Annotated in this window: 11 protein-coding genes; 3 read left to right on the forward strand and 8 right to left on the reverse strand. The window is 60.8% G+C overall.

What is annotated here, in order from left to right; genetic code table 11:
• The coding region (locus SD72_RS16275) for an isocitrate/isopropylmalate family dehydrogenase (RefSeq protein WP_042545522.1) at nt 1-770 on the forward strand (770 nt) is incomplete at its 5' end.
• Between the two features lie 79 nt (nt 771-849).
• On the opposite strand, the gene SD72_RS16280 is transcribed toward SD72_RS16275, so the two are convergent.
• Genes SD72_RS16280 through SD72_RS16315 form a run of 8 tightly spaced genes read right to left on the reverse strand, consistent with a single transcriptional unit; the run spans nt 850 to nt 8460 of the window.
• Nucleotides 850-1923: an ABC transporter substrate-binding protein gene (locus tag SD72_RS16280; protein ID WP_042545523.1), complete on the reverse strand. Its 1074-nt coding sequence runs from the start codon at nt 1921-1923 to the stop codon at nt 850-852.
• Nucleotides 1924-1976: 53 nt separating this feature from the next.
• Entirely contained in the window at nt 1977-2687 is a 711-nt protein-coding gene (locus SD72_RS16285) for an SDR family NAD(P)-dependent oxidoreductase (protein WP_042545524.1), read from the reverse strand.
• On the reverse strand, nt 2684-3502 hold the full coding sequence (locus tag SD72_RS16290) for a polysaccharide deacetylase family protein (RefSeq protein WP_042545525.1): 819 nt from the start codon (nt 3500-3502) through the stop codon (nt 2684-2686). Before SD72_RS16290 ends, SD72_RS16285 begins: the two co-directional genes overlap by 4 nt.
• Entirely contained in the window at nt 3499-4926 is a 1428-nt protein-coding gene (locus SD72_RS17190; RefSeq protein WP_198142017.1) for an amidase, read from the reverse strand. Before SD72_RS17190 ends, SD72_RS16290 begins: the two co-directional genes overlap by 4 nt.
• Nucleotides 4927-4931: 5 nt before the next feature.
• On the reverse strand, nt 4932-5693 hold the full coding sequence (locus SD72_RS16300; protein WP_042545526.1) for an SDR family NAD(P)-dependent oxidoreductase: 762 nt from the start codon (nt 5691-5693) through the stop codon (nt 4932-4934).
• Nucleotides 5683-6450, reverse strand: coding sequence for an ABC transporter permease (locus SD72_RS16305; RefSeq protein ID WP_052492778.1), 768 nt, complete (start codon nt 6448-6450; stop codon nt 5683-5685). The genes SD72_RS16300 and SD72_RS16305 overlap by 11 nt, the downstream gene beginning before the upstream one ends.
• Before the next feature lie 28 nt (nt 6451-6478).
• Nucleotides 6479-7360 (reverse strand): ABC transporter permease, encoded by an 882-nt coding sequence (locus tag SD72_RS16310; protein ID WP_052492779.1) that lies wholly within the window; start codon nt 7358-7360, stop codon nt 6479-6481.
• Nucleotides 7357-8460 carry an ABC transporter ATP-binding protein gene (locus SD72_RS16315; protein ID WP_052492780.1) on the reverse strand — a complete coding sequence of 368 codons (1104 nt, stop codon included), beginning with the start codon at nt 8458-8460 and terminating at the stop codon, nt 7357-7359. Before SD72_RS16315 ends, SD72_RS16310 begins: the two co-directional genes overlap by 4 nt.
• 165 nt (nt 8461-8625) lie before the next feature.
• Here SD72_RS16315 and SD72_RS16320 point away from each other — a divergent pair, with 165 nt between their 5' ends.
• Both SD72_RS16320 and SD72_RS16325 read left to right on the forward strand, forming a co-directional pair.
• Nucleotides 8626-9414, forward strand: coding sequence for a FadR/GntR family transcriptional regulator (locus SD72_RS16320; protein ID WP_198142018.1), 789 nt, complete (start codon nt 8626-8628; stop codon nt 9412-9414).
• Between the two features lie 46 nt (nt 9415-9460).
• Nucleotides 9461-9784, forward strand: a 324-nt coding sequence (locus SD72_RS16325; protein ID WP_042545528.1) for an isocitrate/isopropylmalate family dehydrogenase, incomplete at its 3' end; no start/stop codon positions are given.

Below are 9784 nucleotides of genomic sequence, written 5' to 3' on the forward strand. Positions count from 1 at the left end.
TCACCCCCGAACGCTGCGACCTCGTCATCGTCCGCGAAAACACCGAGGGCGCCTACGTCGGCGGCGGATCAACCGTCCACAAAGGCACCACGAACGCCGTCGCCATGCAGGAATCCCTGAACACCTACGCCGGCATCGAACGCGTCGTCGATTTCTCCTTCCGCCTCGCACTCGGCCGCCGCAACAAGGTGACGCTCTGCCACAAGACGAACATCCTCGTCGCCGCCGGCCAGCTCTGGCAAGAAGTGTTCGAAACCGTCGCGGCACGCTACCCCGAGGTCGAAACCGACTACGTCCACGTCGACGCCATGTGCTTCCACCTCCCTCACCCCGAACGCTTCGACGTCGTCGTCACCGACAACCTCTTCGGCGACATCATCACCGACCTCGGCGCCGTCATCCAGGGCGGACTCGGCGTCGCAACAAGCGCGAACCTCAACCTCGACGGAACAGCCCCGAGCATGTTCGAAGCGATCCACGGCTCCGCCCCAGACATCGCAGGCAAGGGCTGGGCAAACCCGTCCGGCGCGATCCTCTCCCTCGCGCTCATGCTCGGCCACCTCGGCGAAGGCGAAGCCGCCCAAGCCATCGAGGCAGCAACCGTCGAAGTCCTCGGCACACTCCCCGCGCTCGCAGGCGCAAAAATGGGCGCGTCGACCGCGGAACTCGGGGCCCGCATCGCCGACATCGTGCGCGAAGGCCGCGCGAACACCAGCCTCGTCCCCGACTCCCTCCTCAGCACCCTCGCAGCACTCCCCGCAAGCAGGTAGGGCAAGGTCTACCGAGCTCACCGGAGAGGCCAGTTCGGCGGCCGCAGACCTTATCTGACAGGCTGCGACCGCCAAACTATCAGCCAGCGATCTCGGTGTTCCAGCGGTCAATCCAAGCGCTCAGATTCTTCGAAATAGCAGCGCTATCAAAGGCTTGGAGCTTGTCGACCTGCTCCTCCCCGTACGGCACGTAATTCTCGTCGAGGTACGACTGCGGAAGCTCCGACTGCGCGTTTACCGGGCCGAGGCCCGTGGCCTGGACGAACTCCGAGTTCACGTCGGCAGCAAGCTGGAAATTGATGTAATCGTGCGCTCCCTCTACGTTGACGGCGTCCTTCGGGATGACCATCGTGCTAATTACCGCAATCGCTCCCTCTTCTGGTTCCACAAATGCCACCGGGGCCCCACTTGCTTTCAGCGCACCCGTTCGGTCGGCGTACCACGGACCAATCCAGGCCTCGCCACTCGTAAGCAGGCGACTCATCTCGTCGGGAGTGTTGTAAATTGAGACCACGTTCGGCATGAGCCGCTCAATTGCTTCGAATCCCGGATCAATGTTGTTTTCGTCGCCTCCATTCATCTTCGCGGCTTGGACGAGGAACTGATACCCAACAGTGCCTGCCACGTTGCTGATAGCAACATGCCCCGCGTATTTGTCGTCCCAGAGGTCCTCCCACGAGGTGGGCGCTTCAGTCACTTGATCGGTGTTGTAGGCAATGCCGCTCATCGAAGTAATGTAGGCGAGCCAGTAGTTCTCTTCATCGACGGCAAGCGGGTACAGGTCTTCGGCATTGGGCACTTGGCCAAGGTCAATCGTTTGCAGAAGACCGGCTTCCTTAGCCTGTTCAACAATGGCAAGGTCCATATATGCGACGTCGAAGACCGCACTGTCTCCGCGGATGAGGGTGAGCGCCTCGGAGCCGAGCGCAGTGGTGAGCCCGACTTTCGTTCCGTTCTCGGATTCAAAGGGTGTGACGACGGTCTTCTCAAGGCCCTCCTGCCAAACTCCTCCAAAGGAATTGACGCTCAACGATCCGGAGTTCGCGCCGGCGGCATCATCGCCGGTAGCGGCACGGCATCCGGTGAGCACAAGAGCCGACAGCGCAATGACGCCCGCGACCTTCGCGACATTGCGAGTACGTGAACTAAACATGATTGGGTCTCCTCTTATCTTGTGAACTAGGTTTCTTCGAATGGGTTCCTGAACTAGTGCATCGTGCGCCCACCATCAACTGCGAGCGTGGTGCCGGTGATGTACCCGTTGGTTGCGAGCATCAATATCGCAGCGGCCAGTTCCTCTGGTGTTCCGTCACGCTTGATCAGGTACTGGGCATGCCCCGTGGCCGCGGCCGCCACCTGGGCTCCCCGAAGTTGCTGAGCGTCACGGTGCATTGGGGTGTCCACGATCCCGGGAGCGACACAGTTTGCTCGGATCCCACGCGGCGATAGATCGACAGCGAGTGCGCGCGTGTAGGCAATCACCGCGCCCTTCGTTGCTGCGTAGGCGGAGAGTTCGGCGCTGGGACGCAGGCCCGCTCCAGAGGCGACCGCAACAATTGACGCGCCACTGGGCATGAGCGGGAGCAACGCATCGACCACACGCCACACCCCTTTGACGTTCACCGCAAAAAGCCGGTCCCATGAGGCATCATCAAGCGCGTCGGGGGCGCTAGCGAATACCGCCCCCGCAGCTGCAATCAGAATGTCGCACCGACCGTGCACAGCACCTACGCGCTCAGCAAGTGCACGGACGGAGTCAGTACTGGTGACATCAACGGGCGGTGTGCTTGCAAGGTCCGCGATGACGACCTCTGCACCCAGTGCCAGGCAAGAATTCGCCACAGCATGCCCAATCCCGCTCGCTCCGCCAGTAACGACAACGACCTTGCCGGTGAGGTCAGACAGCACACCAGTCATGATTGTCCGTTCCGTTCTTCAAGCAGCAACGGGCGCATCCTGTCGGCGTAGGCGGAGCAACGCAAAAACTCGGCGTTTCCGGATTCCATGATGTGGGTAAGCGTCTGCTCAAGCGCCCAGAGCCGCGAGTGCCTGCCGATAACTTGCGGGTGCATTGCGAGCATGAAGTGAGTGCCTGGCTCCGTGCTGATTCCGTCCCACTCTCGTATCCATGATTCGGCAACGGCCGATGGTGCCGACATCGTCCTGCCTGGCAGTCGATTGCTATAGAGGAAGAAGGGCGCGTCGTCCAGCACCCAGGCAAACGGGAGTTCGACAATGTCGGTCACGCGGTCACGGTCTGCCAGCAGATGCGCCGAGTCAGAGTCGAACAGGTTCGAGGAGAAGTCGAGCCCGAATCGTTCCATGTAGGCAATCGAGTTCGGTGTGAGTTCGCCGGCGGGTGAGCGCCAGCCCCGAGGCTTCCGGCCGGTCGCCCGAACGATGGCCTCATACCCGAGCTCGAACTCCTCGAGCTCTCCTTCGGCACCCAACCCATCCGACCACGTGTGTGTGTGACTGTGGTGCTCGATCTCATGCCCTGCCTCGAGGATCGACTCGATCGCTCGCGGATGATTCTCGATGACCATGCCGGGGATGAAAAATGTCACCGGGATGTCGTAGCGCCCGAGCAGCCTCAGTATCCGCGGAAGCCCTACGTTTGGGCCATACGTACCTTGCGACAACCACACGGGTTTGTTCGCGCTCTCTGGGTCGCGTGCGCTCCAGAGCTGCTCGGCGTCGAGGTCAAAAGTTAGCAGCACAGGGGTCGTCATGGACGAGTCCTTTCTTGGTGGTTGCCCAACGCAAGTGTCTCCATCGGCGAGGGAGGCAACCGATAGACACGTTTTTGGAAGCGGGCGGCGAGATCGAGCAGCATGATTTCAGTTCCTTGTCTCCCAATGAGCTGAAGACCAACCGGCATCCCGCGCACGAGGCCACACGGCACGGTGACGGCGGGGAGGCCCGTGAAGTTCATCAAGAAGGTAAACGACACAAATCCGCGTCTTGCGTCCTCCGGCAGCTCGAGTCCGCCCTCGCGGATTTCCGGCGCAATGAAGCCGAGAGTTGGTGTTGCGACAACGTCGACTCCGTCGAGCAACGTTGCAAGGTGGTCTATGGCTGCGAGCTGGACGTCGATGGCCGCGGAGTAGAGGTCGGGAGTGAGCTTGGCCGCGCCCTCAAACTGATGTCGCGCATAGTCGGTGAGAAGCGAGGCGGTGTACGTGTCTTCGAGAAGCTCCCGGCCACCTGTCGAGTATCGGTCAGACTGCATCATCCGATAGAACCCGGAGTTGAACTCGTCAGCGCGCATTCCAGTCGAACTCGCAGACACGCTGCCACCGGTCTCACGCGCAAAGGTTCGCGCCGCTTCGGCTGCCGCAGCGACTACGTCTGGCTCAGCCCCGGACACCCCGCTTTCGCCGACCCATCTCATCCGTGGCTTCGCAATCAGCGATTGTGAGCCCGGAAGTCCCGTTGGAAAGAGCCCCCGCGTGAGACCGTCTCGGGATGATGGTCCCGCCATTGCCGAGTACAGTGCGGCAGCGTCGAGCGCGTCGAGCGCGATCGGTCCTGCTGAAGAAAATCGACGGGTCCCGATCCGGCCGCCGCCCCTCGGTATCGCGCCACGCGAAGGCATGAGCCCTACAGCTCCGCACAGGGCCGCGGGAATGCGGACGGAACCACCGCCATCGCTACCAATTGCGATTGGGGTGACACCAGCCCCCACACTTGCCGCAGCACCACCGCTCGACCCACCACTCGTGCGGTCCAGATCCCAAGGGTTGCGTGTCTCAGGGCCGAGATCATTGACCGTGCGCACGTGGATAGCGAACTCTGGGGTGTTCGTCTTCCCGATAAGAATTCCGCCAGCCGCGCGAGCCCGGGCGACCAGCTCCGCGTCTTCGGCAGGCAGATGGTCGGCGAAGACGCGTGAACCGTACGTAGTGCGAACATCAGCGGTGTCGTAGGTGTCCTTCACAGAGAACGGAACTCCCCAGAGAGCGCCTGGCTTCTCCCCCTTCCCGAGCCGATCCTCGAGTGCGTCGACCTGGGCGCGGGCGTGTGCCTCGTCGACCGTGATGAAGGCATTCACTGACGGTTCGACAGCAGCCAGCCTCGCCAGCGCTTCATCAAGCACCTCGTGCGCGGAGATGTTGCGCTCGACGATGAGAGTTCTCGTCTCTGTTGCGCTCAAACCGCTCATTTCCAGCCTCCCCAAATACTCCATCCGCCGTCGACGTTGATGGTTTGACCAGTGATATATGAGGCGTCATCGCTGAGGAGGAAACGTGCAACCCGTGCGATTTCTGAGGGCGCTCCAAGCCGCCCGAGAGGAGTCCGCTCGAGTACACGCTCGCGGTCGAGGAGCCCGAGCTCGAAGTTTCGCTCAACCAAGGGGGTAAGAATTGTGCCGGGGGCTATTGAGTTCACACGGACCCCGTGCTCGGCCCACTCAGCAGCGAGCTGTCGGGTGAGCCCGTCGACCGCGGCTTTCGCCGCGCCATAGCCCGAACGCCCGCTCAGCGCACGAAGACTCGCGAGACTCGAGACGTTCACCACAGAGCCTCGGCGCCGCCGTAACTCTGCTTCAGCATTCCGAAGTACTCGGGTCGGCCCGACAAGATGCATCTGGAGAATCGACTCCCAGTCCGCATCACCGATTTCACCAAACGGTTTCGTCATTCCCACCCCAGCATTATTCACAATGCCGTCAATGCGACCGAAGCCCGTCAGCGTGGCGTCTACGAGGGCCGCCGCCGTGCTCGCTTCCCGGATGTCTCCGACAACTACAACCGCACGGCCCCCGTTTGAGATGACCTCAGCTGATGCTGCAGAACACTCCGCTTCATCGAGCCCATGGACGGTCACGTTCCAACCGCTCCGTGCAAGTTCAGCCGCCGTCGCGCGACCGATGCCTGAGGACGAGCCGGTGACAATTACGGCTTTACGTTCAGCGGTCATCTTTGCCCCCTGTGAACTTGGTCATGACACCGACGAGCAGCGCACAGAACAGCACGATCACAGTCGAGATCGCGGCAACGCTCGGGTCGTTCGAGTACTGCACATGAGTGAAGATCGTGACAGGCAGCGTTTCGAATTGTGGCCCGACGAGCAGGAGCGTGACAACCGCCTCGTCAAATGAGATCACAAACGCGAATATGGCTCCGCTCACGATACTCGGAGCAATACTCGGAAGCACCACGCGGAAGAACGTGCGTGCGGGCCCTGCACCGAGAGACTGGGCCGCTTCGATCATGCGACCGTCGAGCTGCCTCAACCCAGCAAGAACTGATCGAATGACGAAGGGAGAAGCGACGATGACGTGAGCGAGAAGCCCGCCCTCAAAGTACCCGCGCCAGCCGGAGAGCGAGAGCACGATCATCAGCCCGAGCCCCAGCACAATTGCCGGAAGCATGAGCGGCGATAGGAAGACCTGTTCGAGCATCGCGGTGAAGCGATTGGGCATGCGAACGATCGCATACGCTGCGAGAGTGCCGGTCACGACGCAGATTATCGTCGCAGCGATTCCGAGCATCAAGCTCGTGACGAGGCCCCCGACGAATGAGGAGTTATCGAAAGCCTTCGCAAACCACTCGAGACTGAATCCCTGCGGAGGGAACACAAGATACCCGGTCGAAGTTACCGCGCTCGCGGCGACGACCACGAGTGGTGCTACGGCAAAGAGGCCGATGAGTGCAACCGCTGTCCAGAACAGCACTCCTGAGAGGGGCCTGACCCGACGAAAATTAGCGTTGGAGGACACGTCGCACCGCCATTGTCTGTAGGAAGAGAATCACCAGAGTGAGGATGAGGAGCACGACGCCGAGCGCAGCGGCCAGCGACCAGTTCTGCGCGACCGTCGCCTGCTGAAATATGACCGTCACGATCGTGGTCACCTTGCCGCCGCCGAGCAGCTGAGGCGTAACGAGCGCGCTCATGCTCGTGACGAAGGTGAGCGCAGCACCTGCGAGCAGACCTTCAAGGCTCTGTGGGAGCGTGATCATCCAGAACACCCGCAACGGGCCAGACCCGAGCGACTGCGCCGCTTCCTCAGTACGACGATCGATCGCGGAGATCGAGGTGATGAGACTGAGCACCATGAACGGGAAATACGTGTGCACGAGGCCGATGGTTACGCCAACGGGAGTAAACAACAGCCGCACATCTTCAAGCCCAATCGCATTGAGCGCCTGTTGTACCGGGCCGGTGCTGGAGAGCATCACTGACCACCCGAAGGTCTTCACAACCACGCTGGTGAGCATCGGCATCGTGACTACAGCCAGTAGCAGTCCGCGAATCGAACGGGGGCCACGCACAATTGCGAGCGCGATGGGGTAGCCGATGAGCGCCGAGCACAGAACCGTTATGAACGAAAGCAATAGGGTGCGCCCGATAAGTGTCGCGTATTGCGGTGTTTGAATTATTGTCGCGAACGCTCCAAGAGAAAATGCTCCGTCAGGCGATTGGAACGCGTAACTGAGCAGCATGATGAGCGGCAGCAGAAACCCCACGACGAAGATCACACCGAGTGGCAGGAGTAGAAGAAGAGTCGATCGACGTGCCCCAGTTCGCCTGACAGCGTTTCGAGCCGAGCGTCCCGTCTGGGCGGCGATCATTGCGGTGGTCACGAGGGCTCTCCTGGGAGCAAGATGACGTCTTGAGGCGCAACACGAATCCCCACGACGTCCCCCGCCGATATCTGGTCGGCGCGCGTCCCGGCGGTCGTGGCGTGCACCGTGGATTCGCCAATTTCGAGTTCCACTTCCAGCGTTGCCCCGTAGTAGAACGTTGAACGTACACGACTCTCAATTCCCGCGAAGCGTTCGACAATTTGAACGTCTTCAGGGCGTACAAGCACCGTTCGTGGGTCTTCGATCTGCATGATCGACTCGAAAGCGCCCACGGAGGTTTCCACGACAGTGTGACCACCGGTGGAGTTCGCCTGTGTCACAGGGAACAGGTTGCCGTCGCCGGCAAATGTCGCCATGAACAGGCTCGATGGGCGCCGGTAGATTGCGCTCGGGGTGTCGAGCTGCTCGATCCGGCCACCCTGGAGCACCGCGATCCGATCAGCCATGCCAAAGGCCTCCTGCCGGTCGTGCGTGACCATGATTGTGGTCGTGCCAGTCTGAAGTTGTAGCCGCCGGATTTCTTCACCGACCTGCTTGCGCAGATTGGCGTCCAAGTTCGAGAGCGGCTCGTCGAGTAGCAACAGTTCGGGATCCATGGCGAGCGCGCGTGCAAGGGCAACGCGTTGCTGCTGGCCACCCGAAAGGCCCGAAGGGCGTTTGTCTGCGTGTCCGTTGAGCTGCACGAGGTCGATGAGTTCATCGACACGGGCGCGGGTGTGATTCGCGGATTTGCGTTGGATTCTTAAGGGGAACGCAATGTTGTCGCGCACGGACATGTGGGGGAAGAGCGCGTAGGACTGAAACACCATGCCTATCTGGCGCTTGTAGACTGCCCGCCCGTCCAGGTCGGAGCCATGCAACCTGATCACGCCCTCTGATGGCACGATAAAACCCGCGACCGTACGAATGACCGTTGTCTTCCCGGATCCGCTCGGACCGAGCAAAGCAATGAGCTCTCCCGGGGAAACAGCAAGGTCGACCCCGTGCAGTACCCGAGTTCGTCCGTAATCGACACTCACCTGGTGCAGAGTCAGTGCCGGGTCGCTCAACGCCCGAATAGCGGCGTCAGCCGTTCGGGTTGCGGGGGCAACGTCCATGTTTTTCCTCCGAGTTCAGCAATCCGAACCTAACTACTGGTCTGACCAGATGCTAGGTTGATTGAATAGATCTTGACGTATGACTACGGTCGAGGTCAAGATGAGCTGCCGAATCAAAGAATTTCCGATGAGATCTTGATGCCTGGAAGAAATGTGGAGCACACAATGCCTGAAGCTGCGTTTAACCCGATCAAACATGACCGAGCTTTCGAGGCAATCGTGCGCCAAATCGAGTCAGCGATCCTTGATGGCACATACAAAGTCGGTGACTACCTGCCCTCGGAGCGCGCGCTTGTAGAGCAGTTTCAAGTTGGCAGGTCAAGTGTTCGGGAGGCCCTACGCATCCTGGAAAGCCTCGGGATGGTCAGAACAAGCCCGGGTAATCGGAAGGGCGTCGAGGTCACTGATTCGATGGCAAGCAGCATGTCGCGGCTGCTCAACGGGGCGCTCCGACTCCACAGCGTGCCCCTTGTTGACCTCGTCGAGTATCGAATGATGATCGGTTCAACTGGCAACTTTCTCGCTGCCCACTCCCGCCAAGATGAGCATCTCGAAGCGATGCGCGACGCAATCCAGGACATGGAGAAGTATCGAGACGTTCCAGAGCGATTCGCTCTCGCCGATGTTGCCTTCCACAGTGCAATTCAAGAGGCATCGGGGAACTCGCTCATGCGAATGATCAACAGTGTCATCGAAACCGCAGTCATTGACCTGCTGCATGAGACCGTCTCCGATGATGAGGCTGAAGGACCGGCAATGCGGGACCTCTTTATTGAGAAGCACCTCGCTCTCTATAGCGCGATATCTGCGGGGCGCGGGCATGACGCCGCTGCCATTGCCCGGGAGTCATTGCTTGACGCCTACGGCCCACGGCTGACCCCACTCGAACGCCGACGTCTTGAACTCCTTGCAGGCACACAGCTCGAGGACTTCGGCGGCATTACTCAGAACTGACCGGCCTCCGTTAATTCGCGAGCACCCCTCAACAGATCGGAACCCAATGACGCGCTCCCACACCATCGCGATCCTCCCCGGCGACGGCATCGGCCCAGAAGTCACCTCATGCGCCCTCGAAGTACTCGACGCAGCCGAAACCCGCTACGACTTCACCACCCAACGCACCCACTACGCCGCAGGCGCCACCCACTACCTCGAAACCGGCGAACTCTTCCCCGCCATCGAACCCGAACTCCGCCGCGCAGACGCGATCCTCTTCGGCTCCATGGGCGACCCCCGCGTCACCCCGGCATCCTCGAACGCGGCTTCATCCTTGAAATGCGCCAACGCTTCCACCAAGCAGCAAACGTCCGCCCAGTCCGCCTCT

Origin of the sequence: Leucobacter komagatae (genome assembly GCF_000834055.1) — a bacterium.
Lineage (GTDB): Bacteria > Actinomycetota > Actinomycetes > Actinomycetales > Microbacteriaceae > Leucobacter > Leucobacter komagatae_A.

Excerpts from the sequence above, each read along its gene's own strand:
- SD72_RS16320 (WP_198142018.1), top strand. The coding sequence starts at position 8,626 with ATGCCTGAAGCTGCGTTTAACCCGATCAAACATGACCGAGCTTTCGAG.
- SD72_RS16315 (WP_052492780.1), bottom strand. The coding sequence starts at position 8,460 with ATGGACGTTGCCCCCGCAACCCGAACGGCTGACGCCGCTATTCGGGCG.
- SD72_RS16280 (WP_042545523.1), bottom strand. The coding sequence starts at position 1,923 with ATGTTTAGTTCACGTACTCGCAATGTCGCGAAGGTCGCGGGCGTCATT.
- SD72_RS16300 (WP_042545526.1), bottom strand. The coding sequence starts at position 5,693 with ATGACCGCTGAACGTAAAGCCGTAATTGTCACCGGCTCGTCCTCAGGC.
- SD72_RS16290 (WP_042545525.1), bottom strand. The coding sequence starts at position 3,502 with ATGACGACCCCTGTGCTGCTAACTTTTGACCTCGACGCCGAGCAGCTC.
- SD72_RS16285 (WP_042545524.1), bottom strand. The coding sequence starts at position 2,687 with ATGACTGGTGTGCTGTCTGACCTCACCGGCAAGGTCGTTGTCGTTACT.